12 protein-coding genes and 1 CRISPR repeat array are annotated in these 19,443 nt (G+C 38.5%); all 12 genes read right to left on the bottom strand.

Features of this window, described 5'->3' with window-relative positions:
• Positions 1-73: 73 nt before the first annotated feature.
• The 12 genes from pdeM to cas9 all read right to left on the bottom strand — a co-directional run bounded on the left by pdeM (position 74) and on the right by cas9 (position 19,423).
• Positions 74-730: a ligase-associated DNA damage response endonuclease PdeM gene (gene pdeM, locus I6J03_RS15080; protein ID WP_003004859.1), complete on the bottom strand. Its 657-nt coding sequence runs from the start codon at positions 728-730 to the stop codon at positions 74-76.
• On the bottom strand, positions 730-3,153 hold the full coding sequence (locus tag I6J03_RS15075) for a ligase-associated DNA damage response DEXH box helicase (RefSeq protein WP_003004862.1): 2,424 nt from the start codon (positions 3,151-3,153) through the stop codon (positions 730-732). The genes pdeM and I6J03_RS15075 overlap by 1 nt, the downstream gene beginning before the upstream one ends.
• On the bottom strand, positions 3,150-4,742 hold the full coding sequence (locus I6J03_RS15070; protein ID WP_003004865.1) for an ATP-dependent DNA ligase: 1,593 nt from the start codon (positions 4,740-4,742) through the stop codon (positions 3,150-3,152). The genes I6J03_RS15075 and I6J03_RS15070 overlap by 4 nt, the downstream gene beginning before the upstream one ends.
• Positions 4,739-5,740, bottom strand: a complete 1,002-nt coding sequence (locus I6J03_RS15065; protein ID WP_003004868.1) for a ligase-associated DNA damage response exonuclease — start codon at positions 5,738-5,740, stop codon at positions 4,739-4,741. Before I6J03_RS15065 ends, I6J03_RS15070 begins: the two co-directional genes overlap by 4 nt.
• A 643-nt stretch (positions 5,741-6,383) precedes the next feature.
• The gene (locus I6J03_RS15060) at positions 6,384-6,923 is read right to left on the bottom strand and encodes a DUF962 domain-containing protein (RefSeq protein ID WP_003004871.1); all 540 of its coding nucleotides are present in this window, start codon (positions 6,921-6,923) and stop codon (positions 6,384-6,386) included.
• 77 nt (positions 6,924-7,000) lie between these two features.
• On the bottom strand, positions 7,001-8,560 hold the full coding sequence (gene rny / locus I6J03_RS15055; RefSeq protein WP_003004873.1) for a ribonuclease Y: 1,560 nt from the start codon (positions 8,558-8,560) through the stop codon (positions 7,001-7,003).
• A gap of 284 nt (positions 8,561-8,844) precedes the next feature.
• The gene (locus I6J03_RS15050) at positions 8,845-9,135 is read right to left on the bottom strand and encodes a cell division protein ZapA (protein WP_002999122.1); all 291 of its coding nucleotides are present in this window, start codon (positions 9,133-9,135) and stop codon (positions 8,845-8,847) included.
• Positions 9,136-9,194: 59 nt separating this feature from the next.
• Positions 9,195-9,503 (bottom strand): hypothetical protein, encoded by a 309-nt coding sequence (locus I6J03_RS15045; protein ID WP_003004875.1) that lies wholly within the window; start codon positions 9,501-9,503, stop codon positions 9,195-9,197.
• Positions 9,504-9,537: 34 nt separating this feature from the next.
• Positions 9,538-11,937, bottom strand: coding sequence for a phenylalanine--tRNA ligase subunit beta (gene pheT, locus I6J03_RS15040; RefSeq protein ID WP_003004877.1), 2,400 nt, complete (start codon positions 11,935-11,937; stop codon positions 9,538-9,540).
• 231 nt (positions 11,938-12,168) lie between these two features.
• Positions 12,169-13,733: a CRISPR direct-repeat array (repeat unit 46 nt; unit sequence GTTGTGAATTGCTTTCATTCTTTGATTTAATGATATTTACAACAAC).
• Between the two features lie 115 nt (positions 13,734-13,848).
• Positions 13,849-14,181 carry a CRISPR-associated endonuclease Cas2 gene (cas2, locus tag I6J03_RS15035; RefSeq protein WP_002999140.1) on the bottom strand — a complete coding sequence of 111 codons (333 nt, stop codon included), beginning with the start codon at positions 14,179-14,181 and terminating at the stop codon, positions 13,849-13,851.
• A 22-nt stretch (positions 14,182-14,203) separates the two neighbouring features.
• On the bottom strand, positions 14,204-15,097 hold the full coding sequence (cas1, locus tag I6J03_RS15030) for a type II CRISPR-associated endonuclease Cas1 (RefSeq protein WP_003004883.1): 894 nt from the start codon (positions 15,095-15,097) through the stop codon (positions 14,204-14,206).
• A 3-nt stretch (positions 15,098-15,100) separates the two neighbouring features.
• The gene (gene cas9, locus I6J03_RS15025) at positions 15,101-19,423 is read right to left on the bottom strand and encodes a type II CRISPR RNA-guided endonuclease Cas9 (protein ID WP_201693786.1); all 4,323 of its coding nucleotides are present in this window, start codon (positions 19,421-19,423) and stop codon (positions 15,101-15,103) included.
• Between the last annotated feature and the right edge of the window lie 20 nt (positions 19,424-19,443).

Raw genomic sequence — 19,443 nt, 5'->3', positions numbered from 1 at the left:
TGCAGCATATCAAAAGAAAGATTTAACAGGTATATTAAGTTGTTATGCAAGGCTCCGATGTGCTGTATCCGGGTTAGAAAAATTCCTTTATTTCCACAACTTCATCATAAATAACAGAAAAAAAACGGGCATTATCTTCCTTCGGCAATATATGTAGTCCGGTCCATTTGCCATAGGCTGGCAATGTCAGAACATTGTTTTTCAAATGGAAACATGGCAGCCGAAACTGTTGCCTTCCTTTTCCCCGGACGACACATCCGGGATGCAGATGCCCTACAATGTTGAACATATAGGCGGGCAGATCAGCGACTGGCTCATGTGAAAACAGCAGCCCTTCAGCCAGAATATATTGTGGAATAATCTGTAAACGAGCTTCAGCCCAGTGTGCATCTACCAAAATATCGTGATTTCCGCGGGTAAGCAAAAAACTGATGTTCGGATAACGATGTGTAAACAGGGCAAATGCGGTCCAGTCCTCATTCCAGTCTGAATGAAACAGATCACCCAGCAGTATTACCCGTTCTACTGTCAGTTCCTGAAACAACAATTCCAGCCGGCTGATTTCTTCCTCAACTTCTACAGGAGGCACAAATAGTCCTTCCTTCCGGAAATGCTTCATCTTACCCAAATGCCAGTCCGACAAGACCAACAAATGATAGAAGGGAATATACAATACTTTCTGAGGCAGTAGAAAGCAATCTAATCCATTCAATACAATCTTCTTTGCCATTACTCCAAAGTTAACTGCATTTTCAGTTTTTCCAAACGGCTTTGCCAATCTTCATTACTGTAGCGTTCGCGGAAAGATTCGGAAAAAACGGGAAAAGCAAACGGAGTCAGCTTTTCAGGATGCGTCAATATAATACGATGCCCGCTGATCCGGTTGAAAGCAGTCTGCATTCGTCCTTCTTCCAACTGAAAATCAAACACTTCATCGTAGGCCTCTCTAAGCAGCAGATTGTTGGGGTCATAATCCTGAAATACAGAGAAAAACAATCCTGAGTTAGCCTGCAGATGTTTTGTTTTCACATTCTTACCGGGGAATCCCTGAAAAACCAGTCCTGCGATGCCGGCTATATCTCTGAAACGCCTTCTTGCCATTTCCTGCACATTAATTCCGCTTGACAGATCGGCATGCAGATGCTCAGGAGAAAACACTTTTTGTAATAAGGGAAGAGTAATATCAAATTTCGTCTCAGAGACCAGTTCAAATCCATACTCATTCGTCGCAATGCTAAAGGTTGCGGGCTGAATCTTACCTAACCGGTAAGCGATGACCTGAGACATTCCTTCATGCACAAGCTTACCTTCAAAAGGATAAACAAATAAATGGTGTCCATAGCGGGTTTCCATATACTCGACCAGCAGCTCGTCTTCTACCGGCAAAGCAGAGCGCACTTTCTGTTCCTTAAAAAGAGGTTGTAAAAAACGGATCTCTTCACTTTGATAACTCCTTTTCTGAATATGCTGAAAACTATGGCGGATCGCATCTCCAAGATCAGGAGATATGGAAAAGCGTCCACCCATCCACGACGGTACTACTCCTTTCTTTTTTGTAGAAGGTTTAACTGTCACATCCATTCCTCTGGTATGCAGCAATTCCAGTTGTCTTCCGGAGAACCAAAACACTTCTCCTTCTTTCAGTCTGGAGATAAAAGATTCTTCTATAGACCCCAGATATTTGCCATTCATAAACCGAACCCGCATCATGGCATCCGATACAATCGCACCTATACTAAGCCGATGCCGCATAGCCAGTTTGCGGGATGTAACTTTATATAATCCGTCAGTATATTCCAAACGGTGAAAATCATCATATGCCGTAAGTGATTTACCCCCGTGGATAAGCATCGCCATACATTCGTCAAATTCTGCTCTGGATACCGACGCATAGCAATGTGTCTGCACGATTTCTGCAAAGATCTGATCCGCATCAAACCCATCTCCCACGGCCAGCGTCATTAAATACTGGATCAGCACATCAAAACTCCGGATATAAGGTATACGTTGTTCGACTATATGCTCTTTTACAGCATATTTCAGCGAATCTCCTTCAATAATTTCAAGCGAATTCGTAGGAACGTAATAGATCTTTGAAGTCTCATCAGGTCTGTGCCCCGAACGGCCTGCCCGCTGCAAAAAACGGGCAACCCCTTTTGGAGAACCTACCTGTACCACACAATCCACCGGACGAAAGTCAACCCCCAGATCGAGACTACTGGTACACACAACGGCTTTTAAGCGGCCTTCATGCAATGCTTCTTCCACCCAAAAACGGATCTCATCACTCAGTGAACCGTGATGGATTGCCAGTAGTCCTGCAAATTCAGGGTAATTCAGAATAATCTGCTGGTACCATATTTCAGCCTGGGATCTTGTATTCGTAAAGATCAGAGTAGACTGATGTGCATTAATGATAGGAATGACCTTATCCAGTAACCGGATTCCCAAATGACCGGCCCAAGGAAACTTTTCCAGTGAATCCGGCAAAACGGTCTCGATATGAAGTTTCTTTTTGATATCCGCTTTGACCATGACACCAGTATTTTCTAGCCCCAACAAGATTTCCTTAGCCTCTGCCAGATTACCTATAGTTGCAGAAATACCCCATATCTTCAGCCGGGGATTGATAGCCTTTAGCCGGCTTAAGGCCAGCTCTACCAATACACCACGCTTGCTGCCTAACAATTCATGCCATTCATCAATCACGATAAATTCCAGTGATTTGAAATATGCTGTACTGTCTTTGGAAGCCAGCAGCAGATGTACACTCTCCGGTGTGGTAATCATGGCCTGCGGAGGAGTTTTACGTTGTCGCTGCCGGACCGATGCAGTGGTATCGCCCGTACGTAATTCAATGGTATAATCCAGATCCAGTTCTTCCGAAACTGCATTAGCAGCTTTATAGATTTCTTTGGACAAAGCCCGTAAAGGTGTTATCCAAAGTGTATGTAATTTCTTATTTTTTGCACCTTCATGATGCGCATAGTAATGATCCAGAATCCCAAACCATACAGCAAATGTCTTTCCGTATCCGGTAGGAGCATTCAGCAATCCGGAATTTCCTTCACGAATAGCTCTCCAGGTTTGCTGCTGAAAACCATGAGCCTTCCATCCCTGATTATGAAACCATACTTCTGCAAACTGGTTCATTTCAACGATTCAATTAAGTCCAACAAATCTTGTTTTGTATTCGCATCTTTTGGTAGTTTATCCTTTCGCCATCGCAGAATCCGCGGGAACCGTAAGGCGACACCTGATTTATGCCGGCTGCTGAGATTAATCCCTTCAAATGCCAGCTCAAAGACCATCTCCGGTTTGACACTTCTGACAGGTCCGAATTTTTCTATAGTATTCCGTTTGATCCAGTTGTCCATACTGATCAGCTCCTTGTCTGTCAATCCGGAATATGCTTTCGCAAAAGGTACTAACTGCTCTCCGTCCCAAACCGCAAAAGTATAATCTGTAAACAAATTTGCCCTTCGTCCATGTCCGGACTGTGCATAAATCAATACCCCGTCTATCGTCATAGGATCCGTTTTCCACTTCCACCAGTTCCCTCTTTTCCGTCCTGTTTCATAGGGACTTGACTTGCGCTTGATCATAAGTCCCTCCGCATTATGTTCCCTTGCATGTGCTCTGTAAGATGCTGCTTCCTCCCATGCACTGAACTCTAAAGCCGGAGACAGCAACAGGACATCCGACACACCGGCTGTATCGAGCACATGTTGCAGAAGATTACGTCTTTCTGTTAATGGAAGAGCTCTCAGATCCTTCCCTTCCCATTCCAGAAGATCATAGCACACCATCACTAACGGAGCATCTGCCAATGTTTTAGCAGACAGGTTTTTACGACCAATACGGGTCTGCATAACATTAAAATCAAGTGGTATACCTTCCTTCCACGGAATTACCTCTCCATCGATCACCGTACCGTTGGGCAGCAAATCCTTTAATTTATGAAATTCCGGAAATTTCTCCGTCATCAGATCTTCTCCTCTGCTCCAGACAAACAGTTCATCTTTCCGGATGATAAGCTGTCCGCGGATACCATCCAGTTTAGGTTCCAGTATCCATTCTTCGAGATTACCCAACTCTTCTACCGGAGAATCAATAGCATATGCCAGATAAAAAGGATAAGGGAGGAAATGCTTATCTGCATTCAGATCACTGAAAAATAAAGAATCCATCTTTTCAGTAAGCGGACTCCATTTTCCCATCAGCCTGTGTTCCACGACCGCTTCTTCCATTTCCAGATAACGAGCCAGCGCCTTTCCTACAATCTTTTTGGATACTCCAACCCGAAAATTTCCGGTCAGAAACTTATTAAAAAGAAAAAGCGCCGTTCCGGATAATTGTGTCCAATATCCTAAAATTAATTCTTTCTGTACGTCTTCCGGCTGTCCATACAGGTCTATTAATTGCTGATAGATCGTATGCAGTTCAAATAGGATTTGGGTCTTGGAGGTTGGTAATACCAGAGCCAGACTTTCAGCGAGATCTCCCACGATATAGTAGCTTTCATCCAGAAGCCATAACGGAATATCGGCCAGCTCCGCAGCCCAGATTTTTAGCATACTGGTCTTGACAGGGCGTTTTGGTTTATTACCCATAAGGAGCGCGATACCAAACAACTGGTCCTCCTGCCTTGCATTTATAAGATATTGATGAATGGCTTCAATTTTTTCATTTGTCCGCGTCGTACTGTCCAGCGCTTCGAAAAGTTCTACAAAATCTTTCATTCCATATCCTCCTCTTCCTGATCATGAAACAGTGTTTTGAGGACAGAAGCTTTTACGCCCAGATGTTCATTGATCCATTTTGAAAACACGGCTTCGTAACCATGTGTCACGTACACATGACGGGCACCTGTTTGCTGTACAGCAGCATTAAGCTGTGTCCAGTCGCAATGGTCAGACAGGACAAATCCCTGATCCACTCCTCTTCTTCGTCTTGCTCCACGCAATTGCATCCAACCGCTGCACATGGCGATCTTGTAAGGTCTTAGTTTTCGTATCCAGGGAGTATCCATTGCAGATGGCGGTGCGACAATAAGCGCGCCCTTTATTGCGGATCGATCCGTCTCCGCAACAATCCGTTGTCCCGGAAACTGGTATCCTACTTCCTGTAGTGCCTGATTAACATTCGCTACAGCTCCGTGCAGGTACACTTCACCTATGGAGGTATCCAGGTGTTTTAAGATATTTTGTGCTTTACCCAGCGAATATCCCAACAATACTGTATTTAATCCTTTATCCTGATTCTGCTTCCACCAGCGGTTGATATCTTCATACACATCAAATGCAGAAGGGAAATGGTATACCGGAAGTCCGAATGTAGATTCTGTGATAAAATGATCACACTTAAGCAACTCAAAAGGTTGTGACAGACCGTCATCGCTCCATTTATAATCACCAGTAAATACCCATACCTCTCCCTGATATTCCAGACGCACCTGAGCCGATCCGATAATATGTCCTGCAGGATGCAGACTGATCTTTACCCCGTTGACAGACATTACCTCTCCATATTTCATGCCTGTAACATTGTTTTCAACCCCAAGACGCAGACGCAGTATCGGAATACTATCCGGATGACACCAGTAGTGTCCCATCCCCCAGCGTGCATGATCACTATGTGCATGGGTAATCAGGGCATTATCAACAGGTTTCCATGGATCAATATAAATATTCGCTTGTTTACAATACAGACCTTTGCTCGTCACAGATAGTAATTTCATATAATCCCTGGCTTCCTTTCTTATGCTACATTTAGTATAAGACAATAAAAGGTATCAAATTGTTTAGGTTGCACTCCGGATTGACGCGTAATTATATACGTATGCGTTTGCCGCTGTCCTCACCGGTAGTAAAAAAGGAAGATACTCTACATTCTATTGAAACTTATGTTAGCAATTGGTGGGGGCACCAACTGACGCGCAGAGCTGTACTTAGATCACGTAGTAGCAAAGTAGACATCAGTAATCTTCACCACTTCGTTTGCCGCTGTCCTCACCGGTAGTACAAAAGGAAGATACTCTACATTCTATTGAAACTTATGTTAGCAATTAGTGGGGACACCAACTGACGCGCAGAGCTGTACTTAGATCACGTAGTAGCAAAGTAGATATCAGTAATCTTCACCACTGCGTTTGCCGCTGTCCTCACCGGTAGTAAAAAAGGAAGATACTCTACATTCCATTGAAACTTATGTTAGCAATTGGTGGGGACACCAACTGACGCGCAGAACTGTACTTAGATCACGTAGTAGCAAAGTAGACATCAGTAATCTTCACCACTGCGTTTGCCGCTGTCCTCACCGGCATTACAAAAAGAGGATGACCAGCTGGCCATCCTCTTTTTATCTATTATGGGATATAAAAACTAAAACTTCAGGTTAAGCTTCTTAAAAACAAAGCTCCACAACCATATCGGTCCTATTGTGATCAATCTGATCAGATTATTAGTCGATACAGGAACTGCTTCTCTTTTTGTGATTGCAATCAGCGCAGCCAATGACACCAGCATAATCAGTCCGGCAATCAGCCATACTGCAGGCCCTCCTGCTCTTTCCAGATATTCCAGCTGAACAATAAAGAAACTCATAATACCAATCTCAATCAGCATAGCATAAGACAGCGTAGGAGCCAGACGTAGATAAGAATAAACAATAATTGCAATGAAAATTGATCCCCAGTTAAGAAAAGTATGCCATCCCATTTTGACCATAAAATCAAATTGCGGAAATGGAATCATCCAGATCAGTCCCATTAGCCCAAAGAAAAATAAAGTTAAAAAAGCAGCATACAGTCCTCTGTTTTGAGGATTTGCAAATATAGCTGACAACTCTTTAAAATAAATATCTACCGGTCTTAAGACTTCCTGAGGAGCAGGGCTCGGTTTGTTTTTCTTTTTATTACTCATGAGACTCTTTTAACAGAAAGAAGCTGTCTGAAAGAATAATTCTCTCAGACAGCTCTCCTTTTTAATTTACTATTATCTTATTTCGCGTAAGCCACAGAACGTGTCTCCCGGATTACAGTTACTTTAATCTGTCCCGGATAAGTCATTTCCGTTTGAATACGGTTAGAGATATCTGCAGCCAGAATTTCAGCCTGCGCATCTGTTACTTTTTCACTTTCAACGACAACACGCAATTCACGTCCGGCCTGGATCGCAAATGTTTTCTCCACACCAGGATACGACAGCGCAAGGTCTTCCAGCTCTTTCAGACGTTTGATATAGCTTTCCACCACTTCACGACGAGCTCCCGGACGAGCACCTGAGATCGCATCACAAGCCTGTACTACCGGAGAGATCAATGAAGTCATTTCGATCTCATCGTGGTGAGCTCCGATTGCATTACAAACGTCAGGATGTTCTTTATATTTTTCGGCCAGCTGCATGCCTAAGATTGCGTGTGGCAGTTCAGGATTATCATCAGGTACTTTTCCAATATCATGCAACAGACCTGCACGTTTTGCAAGTTTCACATTCAACCCCAGTTCTGCTGCCATCGTTGCTGCAAAATTGGCCACTTCACGAGAGTGCTGCAACAAGTTCTGTCCGTAAGATGAACGGTAACGCATACGTCCTACCATACGGATCAGTTCCGGATGAAGGCCATGTATACCCAGATCGATAGCTGTACGCTCACCGATCTCTACGATTTCATCTTCGATCTGTGTTCTTGTTTTCGCTACCACCTCTTCGATTCTCGCCGGGTGAATACGACCATCAGTCACCAGACGGTGTAAAGCCAGACGTGCAATCTCACGGCGTACCGGATCAAAGCCGGACAGAATGATAGCCTCCGGTGTATCATCTACAATAATTTCAACCCCGGTAGCAGCTTCCAGCGCACGTATATTACGACCTTCACGACCGATAATACGTCCTTTGATCTCATCATTTTCGATATTAAAGATGGAAACTGTATTTTCGATAGCCGATTCGGTTGCTGTACGCTGAATAGTCTGAATAACGACTTTCTTAGCTTCTTTGGTTGCCGTAAGTTTGGCTTCATCTACGACATCCTTGATCTGAATCATCGCCTGAGAACGGGCTTCTTCACGTAAAGAATCAACCAGTTGATTTTTGGCTTCTTCAGCCGTTACTCCGGCAATATTTTCAAGTTGTTTGATTTGTTGAGATTTCAAATGGTCCACTTCTTCGCTTTTCTTCTCATTCAGCTCTACAAGTTTTTCCAATTGCTTTTTGGTATTGTCCAGTTCTTGTTTCTCGCGGTTCAGGTTCTCCAGTTTCTGGTTAATAGACTGCTCCTTCTGGCGGGTAGCATTCTCTTTTTGGACAATGGTATTATTACGCTGATTTACTTCTTTTTCATGCTCAGCCTTTAGTTGTAAAAACTTCTCTTTTGCTTCCAGAAGTCTTTTCTTTTTGATATGCTCCCCTTCCTGTTCTGCCTCCTTCACGATTTTCCTGGCGTTTTCATGTGCAGCTTGTTCTTGCCTTTTAAACAACATTTGCAGCACATAACGGCCAATCAGAACACCCACGATAAGGGAAACTATGATTGCTATTATGATCTGTATATTCATTTGTTTTTATGTGTGTTATATTAGTTGATAAAAATTGTTTCTATATGTTTTGATTTAATTTTTTTTGCAAAAAAAAACCGCAATTAAATATAAACGGGTACCAAGTATTATTAAACTTCCATTACACATGATTAAGCGATTGATCATGACCTAGATGGCTTACGCAAAATGGTCTACATCTTTTTTTCGCCCGTGATATTGAAGCGTTAAGTTTAAAATAGTGACAACCCGAATTTAATTGCGGCAAATTCGTAGTTACAAAGCGTTGTATAAGAACGATTTTGTTATTTATTAAAGAAACCTGTCAACAACTGATCCAGCTCATGAACAGCCTGCTCTACCCCTTCTTCGTGGTTTTGCGCATTTTTTTCGGCTTTCAACATTCCTGTTGCATATTGCAGGACACACATGGACAATAAATCCTGTTTATCCCGAACTGCATAGTTGTCTTGTAGTTCTTTTATTCTCTCATTAACCAATTTCGCTGCATGACGGATAATTTCCTCCTCACCTGCATCCACTTTCAACGGATATACCCGATCAGCGATATTTATTTTTATGGAAATATCTCCCATTTTTCCTTTGAGCTTATAGTAAACAAATGCTTTTTCTGAAATTCCTTATCTCCGTTATCTTACTTCAATAAGCCGATGCACTTGTCTATTTCTTTAACAAAATCGTTAATTTTTTGCTTCGTGTCAAGTATTTTCTCATTTATTGCGTCTTTATCCACATTCGAATCTTCCAAAGTACGCGCTACAGCAAGGGCTTTCACCTTTTCTTCTGTCTGCTTTACTTTTTCGGAGCTTGTATCCAAAGCCACCTGTAACGATTGCACTTCTAATTTAAGTAAATCATTCTCTTCCTGCAAGGCTTCACACAATTGAATTAAATTTTTCGTTTTCTCAACGATAATATTCATTTGTGTTGATAAAGATGCCATACTTATTTACTGCAATTAAAGTTATACTCCACTATTAGCGCACTACTGCGCCTAATTCTTTCTCAAAGTTAAGAATTAATTTTTGAACTATAGCGTCAATTTGTTTGTCCGCCAAAGTTTTTTCTTCATCCTGTAAAACAAAGCTCAAGGCATATGATTTCTTACCCTGAGGCAGTTTATCACCTTTATAGACATCAAAAATATTGACTTCAGTAAGCAACTTACGCTCTGTTTTAACTGCCACTTGTCGTAGTTTATCAAATGTAACAGCCTCATCAACAAGCAATGCCAGATCACGACGAACAGCCGGAAATTTGGAAACTTCCTTGTATTTGATGCTATTTTTACGAATTACTTTCAGTATCTGATCCCAGTCAAAATCAGCAAAAAATACCTGTCCGTCTACATCCGCTTTTTTCAGGCTAGTCTGTGCTACTGCACCAAATGCAACTAAGGTTTTCTGCCCCTTTTTGTACGATAATCCGTAATCAAAATAGGTAGAGTCTGTATCTGTGACTTCCAGTCCCTGTATATTCAATCTGCGGATAATAGTATCCACAGCGGCTTTAATGTTGTAAAATGTAACAGGCTTCGCCTCTCCACTCCATTTTTCGCCGGTTTGTCTTCCTGCAAGAGCGAGTCCAAGATGCTGTCTTTCCTGATAACCTTCTTCCAGTAAATGATAAGTACGCCCGAATTCAAAGAATTTCAGATCTGTACTTTTTCTCTTCTGGTTGTAAGACACTGCTGTCAAAGCAGAAAACACCAGATTCTGACGCATGGTATCCAGATCACTGCTTAAGGGATTTAACAATTTCACGGCTGTATCCACATCATCCACATATTCAGATTTGGTCAATGAATTCGACAAAATCTCATTATAGCCGTTAGCGATCAATAAATCCGCAACCTGATTCAATACCACTTCTCTGTCCGGTTTTTCCGAAGTATTTAAAGAGGCATTGATCTGCTGCTTGATCTCTATATTATTGTAACCATATATACGCAGAACTTCTTCAACAATATCCACTTCGCGAGTCACATCCACTTTGAAAGGAGGAACCTGTACCAACAGTTCATGTTCATTTTCTTTTGCAACTGCTATTCCCAGAGAAGTAATGATAGAGCGAATATCTTCCTTCGGAATCGCTTTTCCGATAAGGCGTTGTACATTCGTATAATTCACGGTAAACTCGAACGGAGCTACCGGATCAGGATACAGGTCTGTAATCGCTGAACTGACTGTACCGCCTGCAACTTCCAGAATCAGCAATGCTGCACGTTTGAGTGCAAATGCTGTCATATTCGGATCTGTTCCTCTCTCAAAACGGAAAGAAGAGTCCGTTTTCAAAGCGTGTCTTTTTGCTGTTTTACGAACAGATACGGAATTGAAATATGCGCTTTCTAAAAATATATTTACGGTAGAAGCACTTACTCCAGAATGCAATCCGCCGAAGACTCCGGCTATACACATTGGTTTTTCTGCATCTGCAATAACCAGATCTTCTGCTGACAAGGTACGTGCAACTCCGTCTAAAGTTGTAAAAGCCTCTCCTTCTGTAGCATTACGCACAATGACCTGATGACCGGCAATCTGATCGGCATCAAAGGCATGTAGTGGTTGTCCCAGGTCATGAAGAACATAATTGGTTACATCCACAATATTGTTGATCGGACGAATACCGATAACATTGAGTTTTTCTTTCAACCAATCCGGAGATTCTTTTACTGTCACTCCTGAAATATTGACACCGGTATAACGGGGCGCAGCATCTGTATTTCTAACAGAAACTGTTGTCTGCACAGCGCTTTCAATAGACTGAAATGCGGTAATATCCGGCAATGTAAAGGAGGTTCTGAAAAAACCGGCCAGATCACGCGCTACTCCTAAGTGAGAAGCGGCATCAGCACGATTGGGTGTCAGACCGATTTCGTAACGGTAATCATCCGTAATGTGAAAATAATCGCGGGCTGTCTGTCCCAACGGTGTATCAGCAGGCAGTACCAGGATACCATCATGCGATTTACCTAAGCCAATTTCATCTTCTGCACAGATCATCCCTTCTGAAACTTCACCACGGATTTTAGATTTATTGATTTTAAAAGGTTCTCCCTCCAGTGGATGAACAGTAGTTCCGACAGTAGCTACTATTACTTTTTGTCCGGCAGCTACATTGGGTGCACCACAGACTATGTGCAACAATTCTTCACGTCCAACATCCACAGTTGTGACACGAAGACGATCCGCATTGGGATGTTGTTCACAGGTCTTAACCTCCCCTACAACAAGACCTTCTAATCCTCCGGGTATACTCTGAACTGTTTCCAGCACTTCTACTTCCAGACCAATATCTGTCAAAATATGAGAGATTTGCTCAGGAGTCTTATCCTTTATATCAACAAAATTTTTTAACCAGTTATATGAAATATTCATTGTCTAATCTATATGAAGCACAAAGATAGAACTTTGTAACGAAATACGGATTCCACGGCCGGTAAAATTTGAATAACTCTATAGATGGAATGTATTATTTTTTGGGTAAATTTAGATATTGCTGTATTATGAACTATACATTACCGGAATGGCTAAACTCTAATATGGTCGGTTCTTTGATTTAATGATATTTACAACAACTGGGACCTCCATATTGCAGTTGATCGGTCAGTTGTGAATTGCTTTCATTCTTTGATTTAATGATATTTACAACAACTTAATGAGTTTCCGGGCAAAGCTGGTGTGCGTTGTGAATTGCTTTCATCTTTGATTTAATGATATTTACAACAACTGGGACCTCCATATTGCAGTTGATCGGTCAGTTGTGAATTGCTTTCATTCTTTGATTTAATGATATTTACAACAACATAAAAAGGAGGTTCCGAAGTATATCAATTGTTGTGAATTGCTTTCATTCTTTGATTTAATGATATTTACAACAACTCAACGGTAAATGGGTTTATAAATAATGGGGTTGTGAATTGCTTTCATTCTTTGATTTAATGATATTTACAACAACTTGCACACCTCCCGGATGACCCAGGTGTGAGTTGTGAATTGCTTTCATTCTTTGATTTAATGATATTTACAACAACCGGCGTTGTTAGCGCCGCCAGTCTGTTAGTGTTGTGAATTGCTTTCATTCTTTGATTTAATGATATTTACAACAACCGCAATATTATCTTAGATTATCATGTCTAAGTTGTGAATTGCTTTCATTCTTTGATTTAATGATATTTACAACAACAAGCAACATAAAATAGGTAGCTTCCACTCCGTTGTGAATTGCTTTCATTCTTTGATTTAATGATATTTACAACAACACTGGATTAACAAGGGATTGATCACTCCACGTTGTGAATTGCTTTCATTCTTTGATTTAATGATATTTACAACAACGGCCAGGGGTTGGCGGCTAGCCAACGAAGAGTTGTGAATTGCTTTCATTCTTTGATTTAATGATATTTACAACAACAGATTTGACGGAAGGAACTCTAATAGAGTTGTTGTGAATTGCTTTCATTCTTTGATTTAATGATATTTACAACAACTGTTTAATATCTCTTGTTCACCAAGATGTGGTTGTGAATTGCTTTCATTCTTTGATTTAATGATATTTACAACAACCGGCGGCCAGGGTTCCCTTTTGTTTCGGCAGTTGTGAATTGCTTTCATTCTTTGATTTAATGATATTTACAACAACGTGCAGGAGTTGGAGCAACTACTTGCGAGTGTTGTGAATTGCTTTCATTCTTTGATTTAATGATATTTACAACAACGAAAAATACTATCTTCAACCTTCGACTATCGTTGTGAATTGCTTTCATTCTTTGATTTAATGATATTTACAACAACCAGCCTTAAAATCAGATTTCGGGTTATTCTGTTGTGAATTGCTTTCATTCTTTGATTTAATGATATTTACAACAACATCGAAGTAGGGCTTAAAAACAGCGGTAAAGTTGTGAATTGCTTTCATTCTTTGATTTAATGATATTTACAACAACCCATTGTATACTCTTGATTCTGTTAACCTTGTTGTGAATTGCTTTCATTCTTTGATTTAATGATATTTACAACAACGTTTGTCTACTGCAGTAGTGCGAGCGGGTAGTTGTGAATTGCTTTCATTCTTTGATTTAATGATATTTACAACAACTTTTTATTCGCTATGAGACTTTAGAAATGGGTTGTGAATTGCTTTCATTCTTTGATTTAATGATATTTACAACAACATACCAAACCGTAAATTCATAAAAATCAATTAGTTAAATCAAAAATTAGAATAAAAAATACGGACCAATATGATCCGTATTTTTTTATTTGATACCGTTTTTTAAATCCTGATCTTTAAAATAGCTCAAGTTGTTGTGGTGTATCAGGCCGCTTACTCTTGTCTTTACCTATAAAGAGTTCTATATCGCCAAACTGCTTATCTGTAATCGTTAAAATCCCTATATGTCCTTTTTCGGGCAGTAGTCTTTTAACCCTTTTAACATGTACATCAGCGTTTTCCCTACTATTGCAGTGTCGCAGATAAATAGAGAATTGAAACATAGTAAAACCATCCTGCATAATTTCTTTTCGAAACCGGGCATGAACAGCACGATCTTTTTTCGTTTCAGTAGGAAGATCAAAAAATACTAATATCCACAAAACTCTATATTGATTTAAACGGTTCACAACATAAATTGACTTATTTTATTTATAAGGCTGGATAATTGATTTTTCGGACAACTCCTTCAAAACATCTCGCCAATGAAGCCGTAGTTCTGGAAACAGCAACTAATAACGGACTTGTAATATCTTCAAACTGTACATCAACCTGAGGTAATTGCAGCAGTCTCATTTTTAATGCAGTATCCAATTCATTACAATTCAATCCTTCTGACAACATATTATAAACCATTCGATCTACATAAGGCCGATAGGGTTCCATAATATCATCAGCGAGACAATATGCATTATATTTATTGCGGTGAAAAATACCAAAGGTCGGAAGGAGGCCGGAAGAAACCAATCCTCTGGCTACTACAGCGCGTAATATAGCGTAACCGTAATTAAGTAAGTTATTAGGCGGATCTCCTGCGCGATGCCGGTTAAAATCAAAAAATTCACGAAAGATATGTTGCCAGTAATAAGCGGCAGCTCGTGCTTCGTAATTATCGGGATCGCCGGAACGAACCGATTTTGCCCAGTAATACATATTATCCACTTTCAGGCCCGTATCTTCCAATATTCTGGCCTGATTATAGATTTTTTGTTGAATCGTCTGTTGCCACAACTGTTTTTTTAAAGGTAGGGATGCTTCTATCTGATAGCGAAAGCGTTCGGATTGGGTTTGCCCCCCATCTAAAGGTAATATCAGACCCGTAGGCATATGTGTGCTGTCACATGAAATCACTGCTACATTATTCTGTAATAAAGCCGCAATGCAACCATGAGAGATAGTAATTTGTTGATTTTCGAGAACAATCACACCAATATCTTCAATAGGCACCGTCCTTTTCTTATCTTCTCCGGGAAGATCAATAATTAATTGCCTGTTAGCATGACTCAGATAAGCAGGATTAGAAAACATCAAGGTACGCTTGATCATAGTTTAGACTTTTGAAATATTTCCTAAACGGTCTGAATCAATCTTGATACAAAATTCTTTGATAGATTTTCCGTTTAAACTTTGATAACAATCTTGCGATCCAAATTCAATTTTCTTTGCAATGGTATCAGCAATGGTATGTTTCAGAAAGTAAATTTCCTTTCCGCTGAATTTTTGTACCACATGTATATTATTACTTCTTTCCGATATGTTTTTCCAGTAATCTATAAACAACGGACTTGATTCGTCCAAAATAACTTCTTCATTATCATCTGGGACATATACAAAATCTCCCTGTTTCAATGTAAAGAGTAACCTCGCACTATTTTTTTCTTCAAAATATTTTCTGAACAAATCCTCTTTATTAAAATTTCTCTTGTCATTTGAAGCATTGAATTCTGATTTTAAAAGATTAGCAGCGTCAAAAAAAGTTATCAAGTCATAATGACGTTCTGTTTTATCCTTATTTAGTTTTTTATTGAAAACTTCTTTCTCCATTACTGCAAATAGATAATTATCACCTGTTTTAACGTATAGAGAATCATTAAAAGATTTTTTCCTATTTAATTTTTGTAACGAAATATCATCTTCATCATCTGTTTTTTTCTTTTTAGATTTTGATGGATCTTTGTAATAAATTTTTATAGTTGAAATAGGAGGATGTGGTTTAGGATTTTGTTGTTCGTCTTTTCGCTCAGCAAGTTTTTTGTTTAAATCTAAAATTCCCTCTGCTGAAAATGCTTCTTCTTTTTTACCAAAGGATTTTAGATGTTCTTCTATTACATTCTTTAAAAAAGGATTTACAATTTTTTCTATGGTTTTTTCTGTAGCAAATTGTTTTCCTGCAAGTTTATTGATTGGAATTCTATATATTTCCTTTCCATTCGAAAGACCGTATAAAGTTCCTTCGTGTAATTGTCCTCTTAATTTTATTTGCTTATTTCCTTGAATATCATATTGCAGCAAAAGTTTATCTTTTGGCTTGTGGGAAACTATAACTTCTTTAAGTTTTTGTTCTGCTTCTTCCGGGAAACCCTTCCAAGGCATTTCAATAGCTCTGAATTTTTCCAGCTGGTTAAATATTTCCCGTCTTTTTTCTTCTTCTAAATTCAGTACTTCATCAAGCAATTCTGTTTTAGTACCACTAAAACCGGGAAAAAATTTTTCTTTATTTTTATCCAACCATTCTTTAAGAACCTGATTGAGATCATTCAATCTTTTAATATGTGCTGGTTGAGTACAGGCTATTACAAGAGCATCCATAGCGTGATGTCTGTGATCTATTCTTTTGCTCCAGCCTTTTATAATCAGTTTATTATTTTTCTTCCTTATAAACTCGCTTCTAAATTTTTCAATAAAAATTTCTTCATCCAAAATAGGTTCATTAAATTCAACATCAGCATTTTTATATTCTGTAAACTTCTTTTCAGTTTCTTTCTTATAATTATCATATTCTAATTGAGCAATTTTCGGTAATACAGCTTCATATCTTTCTTTCAATAAAACTTTAAACTTATCTGTTAACCCCCAATGGTTTCTTAGATAATCCGTTATTCCTCCTGTTGTAGTTTTTACGTTTTCATTCCCGACAATTTTATTCAATTCTTCACGGATTCGAATAGAAATATATTGAGTATCTTTTATCTGCCTCTGAATAGGGTCTTCAGGAATGGAAGTTGCCAACAGATTTTTTCGTTTTTTTCCTGAAAAATATTTATTTGCATGATCAATAAACTGATCTTTTGTAAAAATCCGGTAATTTACTGAACCTACTTCGAAATATTCCATAGAAGTTCTGTTCCCTTTTTCATTATTTATAGATTTTTCACAAATTACTTTATTAGACAGAGAATCATCAAAATATCTTGACTGCGGAATGATATGATCAACATCATATCTTTCACGATTAAACAGTTCCGAAAGCGAAATTGGCTGTCCTGTATAAGGCGATATATGACCTTGAGACTCCCAGAGTTTTAATTTTTCTATTTCAGATTTAGACGGATCGTTATAGTTCTTAAGATATACTTCCTGTAAGTTTTCCTGAGAAACCCATAATTTATATTTTTCAATGTTGGCAATAGAAATTTCCTGCTTAAGTTCTATAAGTTTATTTCTTATTTCTGCATTATGTTTTTGGCTTTTTAAATTTGCAGAATACATTTTACCACGCTCAACTGCATTGTTTTTAAGCTCTCTTGCCAGTTCTACTCTTATTTCATCAGGCTTAAAACCATATTTTCTCCAAATATCTCTTACAATAACTAGTGCTTCATTGATGATTTGTTCTGCCAAAGGATTTCTTAGTTCTCCTTGTTTTAATCTTGAGATCTGGGTAAATTCTTTAATTAGTTCATCGCCAGAATATTCTTTAGCGGTATGTTTATCATAAACTAATATTGTTGCAATAGCGTTTACAATTCCTCCATCTGATAAAACGTCTTGATTTTTATCTAAAAACTCCTGAGCCGACTTTTCAAACGGATCTTCCACATTTTCATTCAAAAGTTTAACAATTTTGTGACTTAATGCTTCAGAAAAATTTTGATCAAAAAACTTTCCTGCTCTCACTAATGGCAAAATATTATCAATTGCTTTTAAACTGAGGTTCGAATAGTTTCTGCTAAATTTTATTTTAGAAATCTTAATAGCTACATCGTTCTTATTTTCTAAATCAGGTGAATATTTTTCAATAAACGCTAATATATTAGAAGTTCTTTCACTTGTTAAATCATATTCATTTCCCTTACCATTATAGAGTATTTCCCAGAGCTCCACCTGTCTTTCAGAATCATCCAAACCAAATATATTCCACAATTCCCCTAAAGCTTTTTGCAAAATTACTTTTGTCTCATTTCCTTTCAGCTTATCTTTGGCGTTCATCCCATTAAGAAAGTCAACATTTTCTCTCAGTTTAAATTCTTTTTTGAGTTTTGTAAGTATTGGGTTAAAAGAAACTTCTTTTTTACTTTGCAATTCTTCATACAGCCACTCTTTTAGAGCCACCGGAATCGGTTTGTCAATATACTTATATCTGATTTCCCCTTTTCTATTTACACCATTTTCAATTTTGGTATTAATAACTAATTTATTGATCTGCTCCCAAATTTTATATTCCTGAAAAACAGGATGGCTTTTGGCTACAACTTTTTCAGTTGGCTCATATCGACAGTTTGATATTAAATCTGATTGATCCTTAAGTTCTCTCTGATAAAATACAACCTGATTCTTAATAACATATTTTAGTCCTTCTTTTAATCCTGTTTGTCGTAGCTTTTCCTGGCTTTCTTTTTGTCCTGGAAATATAAACTCTAATATTTTTTGTAATCTGTCTGTTTCTAAATGGTTAAGGATTGGGTAATATTTCGATTGTTCGCTCCAAACAGCATCAAACTCCGATTCATATCTAGAGCGCAAAATCACATTGTTGCGAATTTTTGCCCATTTATTTTCTTTAAGAATATCGAATAACAGTTCTGAGATAAAATATTCTCTACCAAGCTCTTTTGACTTATCTGCCAATTGTTTTTCGATATTTTCCATTTTTTTCCTCCAACTTGTTTTGCTGGGGAGTTTTATGGTAATTGTATCTCCGGATTTAGCACGACGAATATTAACATGAAGTTCTAAGGAGTCATTTTCTTTTAAACTATCTAAAAAAGTTTCAGCTTCGATGATTCCGTCTTCTGTTTCAATCGCAATTTTTCTTTTACTTAGCTTTTTACCTTTAAAAGTTATTTCTTCAGGCAATCCTAATGACAGAACTTTGGAAAAAACTACAAAACTATCATTCGTTTTTTCATTTTCTTCAGATTCATCTTCATTATTTTCTTCCTTTTCCGGCTCTGAGTTACCCCCGGAATATCCTCTAAGTTGGTTATATTTATAAATAACCTTCCCTAATTCTTCTAATTCAATCTTTTCCGTCAATGCTTTCACACGTAATTCCAGTAAATCAAAAGCTGTTAATTGTTGTTGATTCTTAGAGATTGGAAGTATTGAAATTTTATCTAACTTATTTGGATCAGAAAATTGATTCACCAGCTTAATTTGATCTGGTAACATCCCAAGCCCTTGTAAAATATAAATCAGTTTATTTCTTCTCTGCTTATATCTTTTATTGAGTTTCCTTGTTCCCCTTGCAATTCTTCTGTTGGCGTTTTTAGTTTGAGCCTGTCCTTGTTCAAACTTACTTAGCTCTGCTCCCATCGGTATTATTCTGCTGCCCATTCCAAGGATTTCTCCTTGTTTATTTTCGAAATTCTGTTTGATCAACGCCCATCCAATAGAATTAGTTCCTAAATCAAGTCCAAGTATATGTTTCATAATTTATTCGCAATTATAGT

This window comes from Sphingobacterium spiritivorum (genome assembly GCF_016724845.1).
Lineage (GTDB): Bacteria > Bacteroidota > Bacteroidia > Sphingobacteriales > Sphingobacteriaceae > Sphingobacterium > Sphingobacterium spiritivorum_A.
Note: the sequence above shows the minus strand (reverse complement) of the source record. Positions and strands in the feature narration are given on the sequence as shown.